At 41.1% G+C, this 18,720-nt stretch carries 18 protein-coding genes and 2 tRNA genes; 17 read left to right on the top strand and 3 right to left on the bottom strand.

Going from position 1 to position 18,720, the window contains the following annotated elements:
• Positions 1-104 precede the first annotated feature (104 nt).
• The 5 genes from cdhC (at position 105) to BK009_RS06830 (ending at position 5,480) form a co-directional block, all read left to right on the top strand.
• The gene (gene cdhC, locus BK009_RS06850) at positions 105-1,505 is read left to right on the top strand and encodes a CO dehydrogenase/CO-methylating acetyl-CoA synthase complex subunit beta (RefSeq protein ID WP_100905699.1); all 1,401 of its coding nucleotides are present in this window, start codon (positions 105-107) and stop codon (positions 1,503-1,505) included.
• Between the two features lie 69 nt (positions 1,506-1,574).
• The gene (locus BK009_RS06845; RefSeq protein ID WP_100905700.1) at positions 1,575-2,330 is read left to right on the top strand and encodes an ATP-binding protein; all 756 of its coding nucleotides are present in this window, start codon (positions 1,575-1,577) and stop codon (positions 2,328-2,330) included.
• A 12-nt stretch (positions 2,331-2,342) separates the two neighbouring features.
• Positions 2,343-3,506 carry a CO dehydrogenase/acetyl-CoA synthase subunit delta gene (cdhD, locus tag BK009_RS06840; RefSeq protein ID WP_100905701.1) on the top strand — a complete coding sequence of 388 codons (1,164 nt, stop codon included), beginning with the start codon at positions 2,343-2,345 and terminating at the stop codon, positions 3,504-3,506.
• 12 nt (positions 3,507-3,518) lie between these two features.
• Positions 3,519-4,910, top strand: a complete 1,392-nt coding sequence (gene acsC, locus BK009_RS06835) for an acetyl-CoA decarbonylase/synthase complex subunit gamma (RefSeq protein ID WP_100905702.1) — start codon at positions 3,519-3,521, stop codon at positions 4,908-4,910.
• Positions 4,911-5,009: 99 nt separating this feature from the next.
• Positions 5,010-5,480, top strand: a complete 471-nt coding sequence (locus BK009_RS06830) for a 4Fe-4S dicluster domain-containing protein (protein ID WP_100905703.1) — start codon at positions 5,010-5,012, stop codon at positions 5,478-5,480.
• Between the two features lie 248 nt (positions 5,481-5,728).
• Here the strand turns inward: BK009_RS06830 and BK009_RS06825 are convergent, their stop codons facing one another.
• The 3 genes from BK009_RS06825 to BK009_RS06815 all read right to left on the bottom strand — a co-directional run bounded on the left by BK009_RS06825 (position 5,729) and on the right by BK009_RS06815 (position 8,469).
• Positions 5,729-7,078, bottom strand: a complete 1,350-nt coding sequence (locus BK009_RS06825; protein ID WP_100905704.1) for a HEAT repeat domain-containing protein — start codon at positions 7,076-7,078, stop codon at positions 5,729-5,731.
• A gap of 76 nt (positions 7,079-7,154) precedes the next feature.
• Complete coding sequence (locus BK009_RS06820; protein WP_100905705.1) at positions 7,155-8,312, bottom strand: NAD(P)/FAD-dependent oxidoreductase; 1,158 nt, start codon at positions 8,310-8,312, stop codon at positions 7,155-7,157.
• Positions 8,293-8,469, bottom strand: coding sequence for a 4Fe-4S binding protein (locus tag BK009_RS06815; RefSeq protein ID WP_100905706.1), 177 nt, complete (start codon positions 8,467-8,469; stop codon positions 8,293-8,295). Before BK009_RS06815 ends, BK009_RS06820 begins: the two co-directional genes overlap by 20 nt.
• A 341-nt stretch (positions 8,470-8,810) precedes the next feature.
• Here BK009_RS06815 and BK009_RS06810 point away from each other — a divergent pair.
• The 12 genes from BK009_RS06810 to BK009_RS06755 all read left to right on the top strand — a co-directional run bounded on the left by BK009_RS06810 (position 8,811) and on the right by BK009_RS06755 (position 18,712).
• Positions 8,811-8,893, top strand: a tRNA-Leu gene (locus BK009_RS06810).
• An 87-nt stretch (positions 8,894-8,980) separates the two neighbouring features.
• A tRNA-Thr gene (locus tag BK009_RS06805) sits at positions 8,981-9,053 on the top strand.
• Between the two features lie 193 nt (positions 9,054-9,246).
• The gene (locus BK009_RS06800) at positions 9,247-10,053 is read left to right on the top strand and encodes a metallophosphoesterase family protein (RefSeq protein ID WP_100905707.1); all 807 of its coding nucleotides are present in this window, start codon (positions 9,247-9,249) and stop codon (positions 10,051-10,053) included.
• A gap of 118 nt (positions 10,054-10,171) precedes the next feature.
• Positions 10,172-10,978 carry a metallophosphoesterase family protein gene (locus tag BK009_RS06795; RefSeq protein ID WP_100905708.1) on the top strand — a complete coding sequence of 269 codons (807 nt, stop codon included), beginning with the start codon at positions 10,172-10,174 and terminating at the stop codon, positions 10,976-10,978.
• A 137-nt stretch (positions 10,979-11,115) separates the two neighbouring features.
• Positions 11,116-11,730: a hypothetical protein gene (locus tag BK009_RS06790; protein ID WP_100905709.1), complete on the top strand. Its 615-nt coding sequence runs from the start codon at positions 11,116-11,118 to the stop codon at positions 11,728-11,730.
• 131 nt (positions 11,731-11,861) lie between these two features.
• The gene (locus BK009_RS06785) at positions 11,862-12,764 is read left to right on the top strand and encodes a phosphate signaling complex PhoU family protein (protein ID WP_100905710.1); all 903 of its coding nucleotides are present in this window, start codon (positions 11,862-11,864) and stop codon (positions 12,762-12,764) included.
• Positions 12,765-13,424: 660 nt separating this feature from the next.
• The gene (locus tag BK009_RS06780) at positions 13,425-14,270 is read left to right on the top strand and encodes a phosphate ABC transporter substrate-binding protein (RefSeq protein WP_100909292.1); all 846 of its coding nucleotides are present in this window, start codon (positions 13,425-13,427) and stop codon (positions 14,268-14,270) included.
• A gap of 189 nt (positions 14,271-14,459) precedes the next feature.
• Positions 14,460-15,266, top strand: coding sequence for a phosphate ABC transporter substrate-binding protein (locus BK009_RS06775; protein ID WP_100905712.1), 807 nt, complete (start codon positions 14,460-14,462; stop codon positions 15,264-15,266).
• A 186-nt stretch (positions 15,267-15,452) separates the two neighbouring features.
• Positions 15,453-16,328 carry a phosphate ABC transporter permease subunit PstC gene (gene pstC, locus BK009_RS06770; protein ID WP_100905713.1) on the top strand — a complete coding sequence of 292 codons (876 nt, stop codon included), beginning with the start codon at positions 15,453-15,455 and terminating at the stop codon, positions 16,326-16,328.
• A gap of 45 nt (positions 16,329-16,373) precedes the next feature.
• Positions 16,374-17,222 (top strand): phosphate ABC transporter permease PstA, encoded by an 849-nt coding sequence (pstA, locus tag BK009_RS06765; protein WP_100905714.1) that lies wholly within the window; start codon positions 16,374-16,376, stop codon positions 17,220-17,222.
• A 3-nt stretch (positions 17,223-17,225) separates the two neighbouring features.
• A complete protein-coding gene (gene pstB, locus BK009_RS06760; protein ID WP_100905715.1) occupies positions 17,226-17,981 on the top strand; it encodes a phosphate ABC transporter ATP-binding protein PstB in 756 nt (251 codons plus the stop codon).
• 62 nt (positions 17,982-18,043) lie between these two features.
• On the top strand, positions 18,044-18,712 hold the full coding sequence (locus tag BK009_RS06755) for a phosphate signaling complex PhoU family protein (protein WP_100905716.1): 669 nt from the start codon (positions 18,044-18,046) through the stop codon (positions 18,710-18,712).
• Positions 18,713-18,720: the final 8 nt, after the last annotated feature.

The raw sequence follows: 18,720 nt of genomic DNA, 5'->3' as shown, positions 1-18,720 counted from the left end.
TGAACTATCAACAAAGAAAGATTAGCAAATTATATGCTATTTCATTTATTAAATTGATTTAATTGGAGAGAATAAAAAGGCGGATTGTAAAACGGAGGAATTGGATGTTTGAAGATATACCTGTTGATGTAAGCCCCATGTATGAGGGGGAACGTATCAGAGCAGCCAACATGTTCGTGGAACTGGCAGGACCCAAGTCCATGGGCGCAGAGCTGGTGCAAGTTGAGGAAAACGTTGAAGATGGCAAAATTGAAGTTATAGGGCCTGAACTGGATGCCATGCAGGAAGGAGATATTCATCCTCTGGGTATCCTGATTGAAATCCAGGGTGAACACTTGGAAAAAGAACTGGAGGGTGTAATAGAACGCCGAACTCACGAGCTCTGTAATTATGTTAAAGGTTTCATGCACCTTAACCAGAGAGATGCCATATGGTGCCGGGTAAGTAAAGAAGCCCTAGCAGCAGGTTTCAAACTGAAACACCTGGCAAAAACCCTTTCAATACTCTTCAAGGAAGAATTCCCTTTGATTGAATCCATTGCAGTTACTATCCTGACGGATCCAGCCATGGTGGAAGAATTCGTATCCAGAGCAAAGGATCAATACCAGACCCGGGATGCACGAGCCCGTGAACTCTCTGACGAGGATGTTGATGTCTTCTATGGATGTGTTATGTGCCAATCATTTGCACCCACCCACGTCTGTGTGGTAACTCCTGATAGAACTGCCCTTTGTGGTGCTATAAACTGGTTCGACTGCCGTGCAGCGGCAAAGATGGATCCAGAAGGACCTATTTTTGAGGTTGAAAAGGGTGAAGTTCTTGATGATGTTAAGGGTGAATATAGCAATGTTAATTCAGTTTTAATGGAACGTTCCCAGGGTACTGTTGATAAAGTGTACCTGCACAGTGTATTTGAATATCCTCACACTTCCTGTGGTTGTTTCGAGGCTGTTGCCTTTTACATCCCTGAACTGGATGGTATAGGAATCGTTGACCGTGATTTCCGTGGAGAAACACCACTGGGAATACCATTCTCAGCAATGGCGGGCCAGTGTTCTGGTGGTAAACAGGTGGAAGGATTCACCGGTCTAAGCCTGGAATACATGCGTTCTCCTAAATTCCTGCAAGCAGATGGTGGTTTCGAAAGGATTGTATGGCTACCTAAGGAGATAAAGGACTCTGTAGAAGAATACATCCCTGAAAATATGAGGGATAAGATCCCCACTGAAGAGGATGGTTCAACCCTTAAAGAGATACGCAGCTTCCTGGAAGAAAAAGGACATCCTATAATGGAACGAATGGAAACTACCACTACGGAAACTCCTGAAGAAGAGATCACCATTGAAGAAACTTCTGAAGAATGGGGTGAATTGGAAACTGAAGGCATGCAAATGGCTCCTGTGGCCTATGCACCAGAACTAACCATGCCCTCCTCGGGAGGAGTGAAAATAATCTTCAAGAATGCTAAAATATACGCAGAAAAGGTGATTATTAAGAAAAAATAATATAATCTTAATATTAATTGCCCATTAATAAATTAAAGGTGAATAATTAAAATTCAAGGGAGCAATAAAGTGATTATCGCAGTAAGTGGTAAAGGTGGAACCGGGAAAACCCTGGTATCATCTCTCCTGATAAAAGCCCTGTCTGGCAGGGAAATGGATATTTTGGCAATTGATGCCGACCCTGACAGCAACTTACCCGAAGCATTAGGGGTAGATGTTCATAAAACAGTGGGGGATGTCAGAGAAGAATTAAAAGAAGACACTGCCAAAGGCAGAATACCAACTGGGATGAACAAGTGGGATATCTTAGACTACAAGATAATGGAGTCCATAATTGAAACACCAAACTTCGACCTCCTGGTTATGGGAAGACCTGAAGGCAGTGGTTGTTACTGTGCAGTCAATAACATGCTCCGCAGAATAATTGAAAACTTATCATCCAATTATGATATGATCATCATTGACACCGAGGCCGGACTTGAACATTTAAGTCGTAGAACCACTCAAAACGTGGATGTGATGCTGGTGGTCACTGATAAATCAAAAAGAGGAATACTCACCGCACAAAGAATCGGCCAACTTGCTGAAGAACTGGAAATCAAATTCCAGGAGTTATATTTGGTATTAAATAGGGTGAACACTGAAAATAAAGAAGAAGTCCTAAAAAAAGCCAAGGAAACTGGTCTGGAGATGGTGGGAGTAATCTATGAGGATGATGAGGTAACCCAGTATGATATTGAGGGAAGACCCCTGGTGGAACTTCCTGATGAATCCAATACTGTAAAAACAGTATCTGGGATATTATCCCGTATTAAAGTTGAGTAAGGGTGTGGGTATATGGATAAAATGTCGCAACTTCTTAAACTACTGGAAAAAACGGACTATATAGAGATTAACGAGTTTAGAATGGATTTTGAGGAACTGGAATTGCAGTTCATGCCAGCAATGCAGAGAGTAGTGCAGCAGGCAGTAACCAAACAGGCTGCAGTTCAAGAAACCATTAAGGCAATGGAAGCCATTGATTTTGTTCCTCCAATTAAAGATTATCCTGGTGAAGTTGCCCAGGTGCAACTGGGTGCTGGAAGCAGAAAACCAGTATATCTTGGTGGTCAACAGGCACTGTACCGCTTTGAAGAACCCCAACCCAACCCACCAGTGGTAACATTCGATGTTTTTGATATTCCCATGCCGGGATTACCACGTCCCATAAGGGAACACTTCTCTGATGTCATGGAACACCCTGGGGACTGGGCTAAAAAGGCAGTGAAGGACTTCGGAGCCAACATGGTAACCATACACCTCATTGGAACCGGACCCAAGGTCATGGACAAAACACCAAGACAGGCTGCTCAGGACATAGAAGAAGTCTTACAAGCCGTGGACGTCCCCCTGGTTATAGGGGCTTCTGGAGATCCACAGAAAGATCCAATAATATTAGAAGCAGCGGCCCAAGCTGCTGAAGGTGAAAGGTGTTTGCTGGCTTCAGCTAACCTTGATTTAGATTACAAGAGGGTGGCTAAAGCAGCAGTGGACTACAACCATGCAGTTTTGAGCTGGGCCATCACAGACATAAACATGCAGAAAACCCTTAACAAATACTTGATGAAGGAAGGATTAACTCAAAAAGACATCGTCATGGACCCTACTACTTGTGCCCTTGGTTATGGTATTGAATTCTCCATTGATGTCATCACCCGAACCCGCCTAGCTGCACTTAAAGGAGACAAAGATCTGCAGATGCCAATGAGCTCTGGAACCACCAATGCATGGGGATCCAGGGAAGCCTGGATGAAAAACGATGCATGGGGACCCACTGACTACCGAGGACCTATCTGGGAGATATTCACTGGACTAACCATGATGCTCTGTGGAGTGGACATCTTCATGATGCTGCACCCGTTATCCGTACAGATTTTAAGCGAAATAGGCTCCACTTTTACCAAGGATTACCTTACAACTGATGTACCGGACATATCCAACTGGATAACGGAGCTTGAATAGGAGGTTATGAGTATGCAAGTCACTGCAATGGATATATACCGATTGCTTCCCCAGACTAACTGTGAAGACTGTGAAGAAGCCGCATGTGGAGAGGCCTCATGCATGGCCTTCGCCACCAAACTCTCAGAAAAAGAAGCCCAACTGGAATTGTGCACTGAATTATCCCCTGAAGGATTAAACAAACTGGAATCTCTGCTGGCACCAGCAGTGAGGGAGATAACCATAGGAACCGGGGATAAAACCATCACCATTGGTGGGGATGAGGTACTATACCGCTACGAACTAACCTATTACAACCCCACATCTCTGGTTATAGACATAGCTGATAATCTGGATGATGATGAATTCACTGAAAGGGTTAAAACCATAGAAGAAACAGAATTTGAAAGGATAGGTGAAATGCTCACCCTTGATGCTGTAGCCCTTAGAAACGCATCCGGAAATTCTGATAAATTCGCTGAAGCTGCTTCTAAACTCAAAAAAGCAAAGTTACCACTGGTACTGTGTTCCTTTGACCCTGAAGCAATGAAAGCCGCCCTGGAAAAAGTAGGGGATGAAAGACCACTCATATATGGGGTTACTGAAGGCAACTTAGAAGAAATGTCAGCACTGGCACTGGAATACAGCTGTCCAGTAACCATTTTCTCCCCTAACGACCTGGAGAAAATGAAGCAGATCAGCAGGACTCTGAGGGAAAGAGGAATAGAAGACATTGTCCTGGACCCCGGAACATATGTGGAAGATGGAATCGGTGACAGTCTTGATAACTTTGTCATGATCCGCAGACTGGCAGTGGAAGAACAGGATGAAGATTTCCGATTCCCTATACTGGGCATACCCGCCCTAACCTGGTTATATGAAAAGGATGAAATCCAGGGAGGTATCCGGGAGGCTACCATTGCCGCCACTCTCATGAATAAATATGCAGACATGCTCATATTCCATGGGACAAATATATGGGAGTTAATACCAGTCCTTACCCTGAGACAGGGAATATACACTGATCCCAGGAAACCTCAGGCTGTGGATGCTGGGCTCTATGAATTTGGTGAAGTCGACAAGGACTCCCCTGTACTGATGACCACCAACTTCGCCCTTACATTCTATACTGTGGAAGGGGACATTAAAGGTAAAACCAATGCTTATCTCCTGGTCCTGGATACTGAAGGTCGTGCAGTGGACGTTTCACTGGCCGGAGGTCAGTTAAACGCAGAGGCAGTAGCTGATCTTATTAAGGAAACTGGAATTGAAGAAAAGGTAGACACCCGTAAGCTGATCATCCCAGGATTAGCCGCACCGGTTAGTGGGGAAATAGAGGATGAAAGCGGATGGGAAGTGCTGGTTGGTCCACGAGATTCATCAGCAGTACCGGGATTCATTGATGAACTAAAAGAGAAAGCATAGACTACTGGAATGATCTTTAAGAGGTTAAAATGGGCAAATCCTAATATGTTAAGGATTACCCTGAATTCTTTTAATTCAAATTATAGGAAAGTGATATAAATGAAAACCCTGATGGTAATTGATCCTCGCCGCTGCAGTGAGTGCCAGGACTGCATCAATGCATGCCAAAAAACCCATGGAGTGGCCAGAACCAAGAAAACCAGCACAGTACCAGTGTTCTGCCTGCAATGTCATCCTGATAAAGCTCCATGTGCCAGAATATGTCCCACTGGTGCCATAAGAGAAGAAGATGGAACTTTAATTGTGGATGATGAATCCTGTATCATGTGTCGTTTGTGTATGATTGCCTGCCCTGTAGGGATGCTGGTTATAGATGATGATAAAAAAGCAGTACAGAAATGTACCCTGTGTCTTGATGCAGAGGACCAGATACTGCCGGCATGTGTAGAGGCCTGCAAGGACAACGTTCTTAAGATTTTCTCTGTAGAAGATCTGGATGAACTTAAAAAGGATCTTTCCTACACTGAAGTGCTTAACGAAGCCATGAAAGCTTATCAAAATAAGCTTTAAATGGATTCACCATAAATCAACCATTAACTTATATCAAAAGGAATACACATTTCCTTTTTTATCTTACTTTTTCTTTTAGATTTTTTTTTCTTTCCATTAAAATTAATCCAGAAATATTATAGTGATTATTACGGGTCTTAACCGAATCCAAAAAAGAGAATTAAAAAAAAGTGTACATAAAGATTTAAATTTATTTTAATTTTTAAAATTAATTCCCGGGAATTATAATACTTTAAATATCCCAATATCTATCCGTAGATGTAGAAACTATTCACCATTAGTTCAATGTCGGCACTAGCTTCCTGGAAAGCCACTGGATCTCCCACGAACCATAAATAATAAAGTAAACTCTCTTTCTTAAATGAAACAATCAGGATGCTGGTGGGGGTCATCTCGTGGTTCTCACCATAGATCTCATAGATTTCCATCCCATACCTTTCAAAATCCCTTTCATCCATGACTTCGCTTCCCTGAATCCGGAACACATCTTTGAGCATCTCTGCAAACTCCTGGGATGATATTTCAGCCACATCTGTATTCCGGTTAAGAGAGAGGGTAATTGAATTATTGGCATACAAACCCCGGAGAACCTTCTTAGCATCAGAAGTACTCACCATCTCCCAATGTTCAGAATAATCCAAGGACACCTCACCATTATCATAATTCAAGATCCCAACTTCTTTCTGGGGTTTAAAGATTTTCTGGATGGATATATCTGCTTTATCCCTCACATACTTATATTCATCTTTCTGAGCATGCCTTAGTGCTTCCAGTGCCTCAGCATCCCCAATTCTACCCAGGGCTTCGGCTGCCTTACCCCTAACATGCCTATGTTTATCAACTTTTCTACCTAAAAGGAGGCATATAAGTGCATTTAGTGCTTCTTCGCCACCGATTTTCCCTAATACTTCGGCTGATTTAGCTCTTACTCGCCAATTTTTATTTTTAAGGGTTTTTATCAGGGCTGGCACCGCACTTTCACCTAGTTTTCCCAGGGCCAGCATTGCCTTCCACCGTACATCTGCATCCTCATCATCCAATGCTTCTAATAGCACGGGAATGGCTTTTTCATCCCTCATCTTACCTAAAGATACGGCAGCATATTTACGCACATGCCAGTCACTATCTTCCAGAGTTTCTATTAGGTAAGGCACAGCACGATGGTCACCAATCATCCCTAAAGCATTGGCAGCAGTTCTTCTTACACTCCAACTATTATCTTTCAGTGCAGCAATCAGTGCATCCACTGCCTCAGGGTCACCTATCTCCCCCAGAGCCCAGGTTGCCTTTAATCTAACTTCTTCATCAGGATCATCTTCCATCGCCTGAATCAGAGGTTGAACAGCTCTAAAATCTCCTATTTTACCTAATGCCTCTGCAGAATTCTCCCTAACGGCACTGAGAATAATGTAATCAGAGTGCCAACTTTTATAACGTAAAGCTTCTATAAGAGCGTCCACAGCCCGTTCATCTCCTACTTTCTTCAAAGCTCGGGCTGCTTCTTTCCTGGTGAGATAGTCCTGATCTTTAAGGGCTCGAATTAAGCCCTCAACATCTCTTTCTTCTTCCAGGTACTCAATATTTACATCAGAATCCATAGCAATCTCCTGGAACTGGGGATAATATCATCATAATTCTATTGGATGTGGTGGAAGTTATAATTATGCTATTTACTTATAATATCTCCTTTAAAAGTTTTAAAAATTGGGGGTAGTCACGTACAAAACCCAGCATTGACATTTTGGAGATGGATTCCAAATCCTGTTTTTTAAGAAATTTAGCCAGGATATTCATTTCTTCATCAGTCAAACGGTCCATTATTCTACGATATTTAAGGGATTGTTTAAGATCTCCCCCTACCTCCTTTTTCCACCGGGTTTCATATCTTTTCAAGAAATTTTCAGAAGTTTTTCCCTTTTCAATGGCCTCTGCTGCAACTTCGCCTGCAATACGAGCACAGAGGACTGTAACATGAATTCCCCCTCCAGTGAATGGTTCAACCTGTCCAGCAGCATCTCCTACCACCATCAAACCATCAGTATAGGTTTTATCCACAGGGCCGTGAACTGGAACTCCTCCAATATTAAGTTCAACAGGGGTGGCATTCATCTGAGAGGTGAATTTCCTAAGGAAACTGTAAGCGCTTGTAGTATCACTCCTCACACCCACCCCTACATTGGCTACACCATCTCCCTTGGGAAAGACCCATACATATCCTCCGGGAGCTATTTTCTGTCCGAAATAGAACTGGAGATAATGGGGATCACAACTCACACCAACCATCTCGTACTGTGCACATGAACAAAGACTATGAGGGGTCTGTCTGGTGTTAAGGCCTGCCATTTGGGCTACTTGTGACTCAATTCCATCGGCAGCAATCACCAGTTCTGCTTCTATTTCCAGGGTGTGATCCATATGTTTAGCAACCACCCCACGGACTCCTTCCTTTTTACGTATAAGGTCCTTTACTGTGGTTTTAACCAGTATATCAGTTCCTGCTTTTGCTGATTCTATGGCCAAATGTTTATCAAACAATTTCCTTTCTAAAATAAATCCTTCTGCATATCCTCCTTCCAGGTGACCATGGGAACCATCAGGAGCATATACATCAGCTCCTTTAATTTCATTACAAACGTACTTAGAGGAAGGTTTCATTTCCAGGGTTTTGAAGGTGCTGGAGCTTGTGGCCTCGGCACACTGCACAGGAACCCCTATCTCCTGATTTTTTTCAATGATCAGCACATCTAAACCCTTTTTAGAGGCGAATAATGAGGCAGTGGATCCTCCAACACGCCCACCTACCACTACCACATCATATTTCATTTTTTCCATCTTTAATGGCCCCCAGCGGACATACTACCATGCATAAATTGCAGTTTTCACACCCTTCATGAGTTATAATCATCATTGAGGATAACTCCAGAATATTTTGGGGACAAACTGCTACACATACTCCGCAACATCCACATTGTTCTGCAGAAATTTTCATAACACTGAACCCCTATTAAAAAGGTTGATGAAACCTTCTTTCATTATCTGTACTATAATTAGGGTTATATTAATAAAACTTACCCTTTTATTAGGGTAATAGTTCTCTAAAGTTGGAATACCCTAGGCAGTGGTAAAGTTTTAGTTTGATCTTAAAATCAAATTCATAGGGAGATATCGGTGATTAAAATCAGAGTAATTAATCCTACTATTCCCGGATTTTAAGTAATGAACATCAACAAATTTTAAGTTATGAACACCAAATTTTAAGTAATGAAACATTAATTTTTTCAGTGATGGACCGTTAAATTAATATATGACGTTCACCCACTTGAGTGTATTGCAGGGGTGCCCGAGCGGCCAAAGGGGGAGGACTTAAGATCCTCTGGCGTAGGCCTTCGAGGGTTCGAATCCCTTCCCCTGCACTTAATAATATTCATAGTATGAGTTTAAACAAAGATTTAAATACAAAAAGAGAGTTTAAATAGTAAAAAGTTCAATTACCATTAATTGCCTTAGTGGCTCAGCCGGTAGAGCGATACCTTGGTAAGGTATAGGCCGGGGGTTCGAATCCCCCCTAAGGCTTTCACTTTTAGTTTTAGAATATTATTAATTTTTTCAATATGGTTTAACGTTTCTATAAATGCTTATTGTAAGGATTAACAGTTTAATATTTTAGTAAACTTTATATCAGGTGTAATTAAATCAAATTTCATTGTAATAAGTTGTATGATTTGAATTTATACAATTTCAATTAGTTTAATATTCGGTGATAACTTTGAGAGAAAGAATAATTCAAATTTCAGATGTTCATTTTGGAGAGAAGAACTTCTCCCACGAACTTAAAAATAATCTTCTCGGGCAACTTGAGAATGAAAATCCCGATCTGGTAATTGTTTCTGGTGATCTTACCACCAACGGTTATCCCCATGAATATGAGGAAGCCGCAGCATTCATTGACCAGTTAAGGTCCATAACCAAAACCTATGTAATTCCAGGAAACCATGATGCCCGTAACGTGGGACTTCTTCACTACGAGAGCATGATCGGAAACCGGAAGTTCGTGCACATTGACAACGATGGAGAATATGCAGTTATTGGCCTGGACTCATCTGAACCAGATATTAACGATGGTCAGATTGGAATTGACCAGATGGAATGGTTGAAAACACAGCTTGAAAAGATACCGGAACATATGGGTAAAATAGTCACCTTCCACCATCATTTGATGCCCATACCTCAAACTGGAAGGGAAAGAAATATCCTACTTGACTCTGGTGATTTAATGAGGTTATTAACGGATAACGGTGTTGATCTGGTTTTAAATGGTCATAAACATGTTCCAAATGTTTGGATGGTGGAAAAAATGGTCACACTTAACTCAGGGACTGTCACCACCCGTAAATTAAGGGGTCAAACCAGGCCATCCTACAATCAACTATCCTTTGAAGATGAAGATTTCTACGTGAACCTGGTGGACACAGAAACTGGTAAGAAGAAACAACTGGTTTACTACTCAGTTAAAGTTGAAAACGAGGAGTACGTGGTCTGTTCCACCCGCCACAATTCCATGGGGACTTTCTAAATTTAATAAAATAATTTTTTTTGGACTAAAAATTTTTTATATTCTAAATGTCATGAAAAAATTGTGAAGATTATAGAATAAACATTCGCCAGTTTCCATTTCTAAATTAGGTGTTTTAATGGGGAAAAAAATAATTCAAATATCTGATGTACATTTCGGGGATATCACATTTTCTGATGTGCTTAAATCCAATCTCCTGGCCCAGCTCGAAGATGCAAATCCTGATCTTTTGATATTTGCCGGGGATCTCACTGCCAGTGGGTTTTTCCATGAATATGAGGAGGCCTGTGAATTTGTTGATGAACTCCAATCAATAACCCCGGCCCATTTAATCCCTGGAAATCACGATGTCCGTAATGTGGGGCTGGTTCATTTTGAAAACCTGGTCAGCAAACGGAAATTTGTTCACACCGATAAAAGTTCCAACTTCACCATTATTGGATTGGATTCCTCAGAAGCCGATGTTAGTCATGGGCAGATTGGACGTGACCAGATGGACTGGCTTAAATCGGAATTGGCAAAAATACCAGATGACCGGGCAAAAGTGGTAACCTTTCATCATCATATCATACCCATACCCCAAACTGGAAGAGAAAGGAATATTTTACTGGACTCAGGGGATTTAATGCACGTTTTAACAGAGAATGGGGTTGATTTTGTCTTAAATGGTCATAAACATGTCCCCAATGTTTGGATGCTTAACAATATGGTGGTTTTAAACTCGGGAACTGCAACCACCGGGAAACTGCGGGGAAACATGTGCGCCAGTTACAATGAACTGGAAATTAACGATGGAGAAGTTCTGGTTAATATGGTTAAGACTGAAAATGGAAGTAAAAAACAGATGGCTCATTATTCAATGGAAGTGAAGGATGAATCTTTTGTAATCCATTCTTATACCCATAATCCCATACATACAGTATGACTGGTAATGGGAGATATTTGATTAATAATATTAAATTAACAATTAATTACATATTTGATTATTAATTATATATTATGAATAAATTCTTTTTAGAGTAAAACTAAATTTATCTGTAGAATGAATGAGTTTGGGATAGAATGTCAAAAACTTTAGATATAATAATGGCCGGTTTAATTTCCGGTATTGTGGCTTACACCACATCACAGTTGGGAATAGCAGGAACTGTAATTGGGGCAGTAATGGGTTCAATGCTTTATCAGTTCATGAGCCATTTTTTCAAGGAACCCATAAAAAATGCTAACACCGTAAAAACCCAGAGGGTGGAAAGCAGTATATTTTATGTTTTCCCCCTGATTATAATCCTGGCTATAGAGGTGATATATCTACTATCATCATTTTACCGCATGCCAAGTGAATTATTCCTATCAATGGAAACCGCAACTGGATGGAACCTCTTTAGAACTATTGGCGTAGGACTCCTGGTTATGGGAATTTATCCCCTTCTTGAACCGGACCGCATACCTCCAATTTATGGTTTGGCAGTAATAGGTGTGGGGCTGGTGAAACTGATGGCCGGATTTGTGGATTATAACTCGCCAATTGTTGTGTTGTATTCTCCTGTATTCCGTCAGTTCAGTGAATTAATTTCCATAGTGCTTATTGCAGTGCTTTTGTATGTGATAGTGTCCATAATACAGGATTCCGTGACAATTATACGTAAAGAAGATCAAAATAAAACTAAGGAAAAATGAACCAGGTAAATAAAGGAACCAGGTACCTTAAATGATAATTTATCCCCATTAAGATGTAATGATAATCCATTCTCATTAAGATGTAAGGAAAATTCATCTCCATTAAATCGGTGATGTAAGGCAATGATAAAATGACTAACCGGGCTAAAAACAGTACTCTTAAGGCAGTTCTGGAAGTGATTCTTTATGATAATCCTGCTACTCAAGATGAAATAGCAGATAAACTGGGATTAACCAGAAGATATGTTACTAAACTATTACAGCCCCTGATCAAGGAAGGTGTGGTGAGAAGGGCGTATATTCTTGATCTTAAGAAGTTCGAGGAGTTTTCTGAGATGTTTGATGAGGAGAAAACTTCCAGAGAGCATGCGGGAACATTCCTCATAAAGGATATGCTCCGGGACATGGCCAAACACATCTGCCGCCAGTTCGACATGTCATTTGAAGCATTATCTCAGTATGATGCTGAAATGGCTGATGAAGCTCTTAAACTGGATTATATTTCAAATAATATGCATGAAAAGATACGTTCCTCTGTTGAAACTGTTATATCCATAAATCCCTACTCTGAGTTCAGTAAAACCATGGTCATGGGGGAAGTGGGTTATGATCTGGAACGAATTGCCGACCATACTTGTCATATTGCTAACTTTGCCCTGCAAGAGTCAGACCCCATTGATGAAGAAATGATGGAAACCCTAAAATCCATGTACAAAACTGCACGTAAAATGGTTAACCAGTCCATGGATGCATTTTTAGATGAGCGTCTGGAGCTTAAAGATAAGGTTATGGATTATGAAGAAAAGATCCATGAATTGCAGAAGAAGGCCCTGAACAACATTGCCACCCAGATGGCTGAAGATGATGTTATGGACAAAGACCGATCCAACTATTACCTATCATTATCCCGTGTTGTCAAAGCTTTTGAGCGTATTGGTGACATATCCATCGAAATTATTGACACCGCTGGTGAGTTCTATCGAAACATTCCTAGAACCACAACTCCTGAACGTTTCCGCAGGACAAAATCCTGAAGGAAAAAACTATTAGGATGATTATCCAATTCTAGAAGGGGTTTTTGGTAGTGGTAGTGGGGTTCAGTTAAAATCGAAATTTTTTTCTATTTTAAGAATCAATAATTTTTTTTAAATGGATTTTTTTCTAAGTGGTTAATGGGGATATATTTTGTTCAATTATTCGGTATTTTTAAAGTGACAAAGTGCAAGATTATTCTCCAAATGTGAACATGCCTACACTTATTTTAAGCTGTGTGATGGTTAATTTATCTTAAAAGAAGAAATCGTATAGTCCCTCTATTTGAAAAAAATATACTGTTGATCCAATTAAAGGGCTGCAGAGTTTTTCTACAGGATTATTCTAGAGATCTATTCTTCGAGGTTATTTTATAGTGCAACTCTGCATTACTCATTATGAGGGAATTTTATCAAGGAAAGCCTGAAGGGGAAATGTCTTGGTTGGATCATTCCATTTAATACTTCTTTACTTTCAGGTAAGACTCTAACAGTTATAATCTATATTATTTATCGCCTTTAGCATAGTTTAGTTCATAAAATGTGTTTTTTAATAAGGTTTTGATGAATCGTAACTTTATTTTGTTCCTTTTATGTGTATTACAATACACAAATAGTAAGCTTTAAATAGTTCGGGAAGTTAGTAGCAATTGAGGTGATATTATGGACATGAAGTACATAATAGGAATAATAATAGCCATAATAGTAATAGTCGGTGCTTATTTTGCCCTAGCCGGAAGTGGTGGCCAGGAAAAAATAACCATTGTCGGTTCTACTTCTGTACAGCCTGTTGCTGAGCAATTAGCCACAGAATACATGAAAAAGAATCCGGATGTCAAGATAACGGTTCAAGGTGGAGGTTCTTCTGTGGGTATTAAAAGTGTCCAGGATGGAACCGCAAACATTGGAACTAGTTCTAAGTCATTGAAAGCAAACGAATCCCAGGGATTAACCCAGTGGGAGATTGGTAAAGATGGAATTGCCATTATTGTTAACAAAAACAATGCAGTTAATGGATTAACCATGGACCAGGTTAAAGGGATTTTATCCGGAAACATCACCAACTGGAAAGAAGTTGGCGGTGCAGATGCCAAGATAAACGTGATTGTCCGTGAAGAGGGCTCCGGTACTCGCGATGCTGTCCAGGAAATCGTTTTAGGAAAAACTTCCAATGGTACCAAAGTTGCATTTGTCAAAGAAGCAATTGTACAAAGTTCTACTGAAGCAGTGCAGCAAGCCGTGGCTCAGGATCCCAATGCAGTTGGGTTCATTTCATTCGCCGCAGTAAAAGATGCCAAAGCCCTTCAGATCAACAACGTTGAACCAACCGAAGCAACCATACTCGATGGCACCTACAAGATCCAGAGACCATTCATCTTCCTGGTTAAGGGAGATGCAACCGGGGCAGTCAAAGCATTCATTGAGTGGGCAAACGGACCCGAAGGTCAGGCAATTATAAAGTCTGATAAAGTGGTACCAACTGGAAAACAGGTCAACAGCACATCTTAAGAAAAGGACCATGGTGGGTTATAAACCACCAAACTCCCCATTTTTTAACAAAAACTGGTTTCCAATCAGAACATATGGGTGTAATCTTCCTAAATTAGCTTAAAACAAGCAGACCTCCCATCACTCTATAATTATAAATACTGTTAGTTAGAATTATTCTTCTAATGGTAAGGATCATAGGGTGATTTAATGGACCTGAAATATGGTGTAGGTTTACTGGTTATACTAATAATTATCATCGCCGTATTAACATTCGGCACTGGAAGCAATTACGATAGGATCGAAATTGCAGGTTCAACATCGGTTCAACCGGTGGCTGAGAAACTAGCAGAAAAATACATGGAAGAACATCCCAATGTACGGGTGGATGTAATGGGAGGAGGATCAGGCCTGGGAATAAGAAGTGTTTCTCAGGACATAATTGCCATTGGAACCAGTTCCAAGGAACTGAAAACAATTGAAAAGGATGGATTAATTGAGTACCCCATAGGCAGGGAAGGTATTTTGGTGGCAGTCAACCTCAACAACCCGGTGAATAGTCTAAGCAAAAGTCAGATCAAGGATATCTTTTCAGGCAACATCACCAACTGGAAGGAAGTTGGAGGCCCTGATGCTAAAATTAACCTGGTAGTTCGAGAAGATGGTTCTGGTACCCGGAGTGCCTTTGAAGATCTGGTTATGAACAAAACCAAAGTAAAATCAGATGCAATTGTCCAGACCTCCACAGAATCCATAAAAGTTGTTGTTAAACAGGACCCTAATGCCATTGGATACATATCCCTGGCACACATGACTCCTGATGTTAAGGCTCTTAAAATTGATGGAATATCCCCATCCATTGAAACCATCAAGGAGGGTACTTACAAGTTACAAAGACCATTCCTCTTTGTTACCAATGGAGAACCTGAAGGGCCAGTGAAAGAATTTATAGACTGGTGTTTAGGTCCAGAAGGGCAGGAAATAGTCAAAGATGAAAAAATAGTCCCTGTAACATGAGTAATCCATTGAGGGTTAAACTATGGCATGATTAGGGAATTCCAAGTTGTCACAGGAATTCCAAGTTGTCACAAATATTAAAAATCAGAAAAAATCAAAAAAATCAATTAATCTCACTTAAAATGAAAAAGTATCATTTAGAAATATCATCAAAATCATCCTAGAGATTGAAAAAGGAGAAAAACCATGTCTAAGTGGAATGAAGAGTTTTTCATAGAAAAAGGGCTTCTTTTAACTGCCATATCATCAGTTATTGTCATTGCCCTCATAATCATCTTCATATTCAGGGAGGGACTCCCTGCATTACAGAGTGTAGGATTTTTCAGCTTCCTGTTCGGAATGGAATGGGCACCTTCCAATGGTCAGTATGGTATTTTTCCAATGATCATAGGTTCCCTGGGTATAACCGCCCTTTCACTTCTAATGGCAGTACCCTTGGGAGTATTCTGTGCCATATTTTTATCAGAAATAGCACCAAGCAAAATGCGTAAAATACTCAACCCAACCATTCAAACCCTGGCAGGAATTCCCTCAGTGGTTTACGGGTTTTTTGGGCTGGTGTTACTGGTACCATTTATGAGAGTACAGTTCGGAGGAACCGGTTTCAGTATGTTCACTGCCGCGGTTATCCTCACGGTAATGATTTTACCCATAATAGTTAGTGTGTCTGAAGACGCCCTTAGATCAATTCCTCTGGAATACAAGGAAGCATCCCTGGCACTGGGAGCCACCCACTGGCAGACCATAAAAAATGTCATATTCCCAGCAGCCATTCCAGGTATCATTACTTCGGTAATTTTAGGAATGGGCCGAGCAATTGGAGAAACCCTAGCCATAATCATGGTAGCGGGAAACGTGGTCCAGATACCAACTTCAATAATGGATCCAGTGCGTGCATTAACCTCCAACATAGCCATTGAAATGGGTTATGCAACTGGAGTTCACTACAACGCCCTGTTTGCCACAGGAATCGTGCTGGTCTTCATGATCATCGTTCTTCTGGTAATAGCCAACTACTTCCACTACAAGAAAAAGGTAACTATTGGAGGCGGTTACCTATGAAGAACAGGTCATTCACTGGATTAAATCCAAAAGGAGGAGTCATCTTTGCATAGATTCATACCTCCAAAAATAGCCCAGAAAATAATGACTGGAGTGTTCTGGGCTTCTGGGCTTCTCACCATACTCATTTTACTGGTGATCATTGGATACGTGCTTTTTAAGGGATTACCAGTTGTGAACTTTGAATTCATATTCGCTGATCCAGTTAACTCCGGAAGATCAGGAGGAATATTCCCCTTCATCATGTCCAGTATCTACGTAACACTGATCGCGGTATTGGTTGCCACCCCTCTGGGAGTGGGAGCAGCAGTCTACCTCTCAGAATATGCAGGGGAAAACAGACTGGTGAAACTGATCCGATTCGGAGCAGAAACCCTATCCTCAATTCCCTCCATTGTATTCGGATTGTTCGGATTGGCATTCTTCGTGATTTACCTGGGACTGGGATGGAGCGTGCTATCTGGAGGGTTGACACTGGCTTTAATGGCGTTACCAACCATATTATCCGCTTCAGAAGTTTCCATAGAATCAATTAACAAATCATACGCTGAAGGTAGCCTGGCCTTAGGGGCCACCAAATGGCAAACAATATATAAAGTTGTTATACCAGCCGCACTCCCCGGAATAACCACCGGGGTAATTCTAGGCATGGGAAGGGCTATTGCCGAGGCAGCAGCAGTGCTATACACTGTAGGGGCTGCTTTAATGATACCCACATCCATTATGGATGCAGCAAGACCTTTACCACTCCACCTTTACATTTTAGCCACCGAGGGTTTATCCATGGATAATGCATGGGGAACTGCAGCAGTTCTGGTGATCATGATCCTAATAATTACCGTGGTTACCAATACCCTGGTTGATCGTTATCGCAAAAAAATGATGGGGCGATAAAAAATGGAATACAGAATAGAAGTAGAAAATTTAAACGTTCACTTTGACGAATTACACATCCTAAAAGACGTGAGTCTAAAAATTCCCAAAAACGCAGTAACTTCACTAATCGGACCCTCAGGTTGCGGTAAATCAACATTCATCCGTACCTTGAACCGGATGAACGATATGATAAGCACCTTCAAAATGGAAGGAACCGTACAACTGGATGGGAAAGATATCTACGACCCCAAAATAGACGTTGTGGATCTCCGGAAAAAAGTGGGTATGGTATTTCAAAAACCTAACCCTTTCCCTAAGTCCATATTTGACAATGTGGCCTATGGTCTGCGAGTTCATGGTGTAAATGATAAGGATATCCTGGAACAGAAGGTTGAAGAAAGCCTCAAATCAGCAGCACTATGGGATGAAGTCAAAAATATACTGGATAAATCTGCTATGGGACTTTCCGGTGGTCAGCAGCAGCGCCTGTGCATAGCCCGTACCATAGCAGTGGAACCAGAAGTAATATTGATGGATGAGCCCTGCTCAGCACTGGACCCCATATCCACCACCAAGATCGAAGATCTGATTCACAAACTAAAAAATGACTTCACCATAATCATCGTAACCCACAACATGCAACAGGCTACCCGGGTATCTAAACACACCGCTTTCTTCTTACATGGGGAGATTGTGGAAAGCGGCCTCACCGAGAAGATCTTCATTGAACCAGAAGATAAGCGAACTGAAGATTACATCACTGGAAGGTTTGGGTAGGGATGGAATTAGATATTGGTTAAAATTGCCAATTATTGAGTGAGATAAGATGGTGGTTTAAAATGCTTACAGTGGTCTTGGAAAAACGTTTAAAATCCCTGGAGGATGAAGTCCTTGGATTTAGCTGGGAGACCATAGGAAGAATTGATAATTCAGTCAGGAGTTTCCTGGATGAAGACACGATTTTGGCAAGGGAAATCATAGAAAAAACTGATGAAATAAATAAAGAAAGCTATAAAATTGAACATGGATGTCTAAAAGTTTTAGGACTACACCAACCATTGGCCAAGGATTTGCGTTTAGGCGCAGCACTACTGCGAACATCAATAGAATTGGAACGTATAAACAACCTTTCAGCTTACATAGCACGTTATGCTATTGATGCCGCCGAAAGTAACCGTACCTGTTATAAACCCCCACACATTGAGTTCATGTCCCAAACTGTTCAGGACATGTTGAAAGACGCTGTAGGCGCACTCTTAAATGAGGATATACAGTTACTGAAACGTTCCACCCGAAGTTACGTAAATTTGCAGGATTTCTACAACCAGATGTTTTCAGAATACGATGAAATCACACACAGGGGTTCACAAACCGCCCTGATACTGGTTGGGAGGAACTTACTGAGTATGGGCCACCACATCATGGGGATGGCAGATCGTGTAGCCTATTCCATAGTGGGTAAAAGGGTTATGCACCACAAACTGTTCCATAACATGCTAATGAGGTAAGGGGTAAA

Source organism: Methanobacterium subterraneum, from assembly GCF_002813695.1.
In the GTDB taxonomy this organism is placed as follows: domain Archaea; phylum Methanobacteriota; class Methanobacteria; order Methanobacteriales; family Methanobacteriaceae; genus Methanobacterium; species Methanobacterium subterraneum.
Note: the sequence above shows the minus strand (reverse complement) of the source record. Positions and strands in the feature narration are given on the sequence as shown.

Excerpts from the sequence above, each read along its gene's own strand:
- cdhC (WP_100905699.1), top strand. The coding sequence starts at position 105 with ATGTTTGAAGATATACCTGTTGATGTAAGCCCCATGTATGAGGGGGAA.
- cdhD (WP_100905701.1), top strand. The coding sequence starts at position 2,343 with ATGGATAAAATGTCGCAACTTCTTAAACTACTGGAAAAAACGGACTAT.
- acsC (WP_100905702.1), top strand. The coding sequence starts at position 3,519 with ATGCAAGTCACTGCAATGGATATATACCGATTGCTTCCCCAGACTAAC.
- BK009_RS06830 (WP_100905703.1), top strand. The coding sequence starts at position 5,010 with ATGAAAACCCTGATGGTAATTGATCCTCGCCGCTGCAGTGAGTGCCAG.
- BK009_RS06825 (WP_100905704.1), bottom strand. The coding sequence starts at position 7,078 with ATGGATTCTGATGTAAATATTGAGTACCTGGAAGAAGAAAGAGATGTT.
- BK009_RS06820 (WP_100905705.1), bottom strand. The coding sequence starts at position 8,312 with ATGGAAAAAATGAAATATGATGTGGTAGTGGTAGGTGGGCGTGTTGGA.
- BK009_RS06815 (WP_100905706.1), bottom strand. The coding sequence starts at position 8,469 with ATGAAAATTTCTGCAGAACAATGTGGATGTTGCGGAGTATGTGTAGCA.
- BK009_RS06795 (WP_100905708.1), top strand. The coding sequence starts at position 10,172 with ATGGGGAAAAAAATAATTCAAATATCTGATGTACATTTCGGGGATATC.
- BK009_RS06790 (WP_100905709.1), top strand. The coding sequence starts at position 11,116 with ATGTCAAAAACTTTAGATATAATAATGGCCGGTTTAATTTCCGGTATT.
- BK009_RS06785 (WP_100905710.1), top strand. The coding sequence starts at position 11,862 with ATGACTAACCGGGCTAAAAACAGTACTCTTAAGGCAGTTCTGGAAGTG.
- BK009_RS06780 (WP_100909292.1), top strand. The coding sequence starts at position 13,425 with ATGGACATGAAGTACATAATAGGAATAATAATAGCCATAATAGTAATA.
- BK009_RS06775 (WP_100905712.1), top strand. The coding sequence starts at position 14,460 with ATGGACCTGAAATATGGTGTAGGTTTACTGGTTATACTAATAATTATC.
- pstC (WP_100905713.1), top strand. The coding sequence starts at position 15,453 with ATGTCTAAGTGGAATGAAGAGTTTTTCATAGAAAAAGGGCTTCTTTTA.
- pstB (WP_100905715.1), top strand. The coding sequence starts at position 17,226 with ATGGAATACAGAATAGAAGTAGAAAATTTAAACGTTCACTTTGACGAA.
- BK009_RS06755 (WP_100905716.1), top strand. The coding sequence starts at position 18,044 with ATGCTTACAGTGGTCTTGGAAAAACGTTTAAAATCCCTGGAGGATGAA.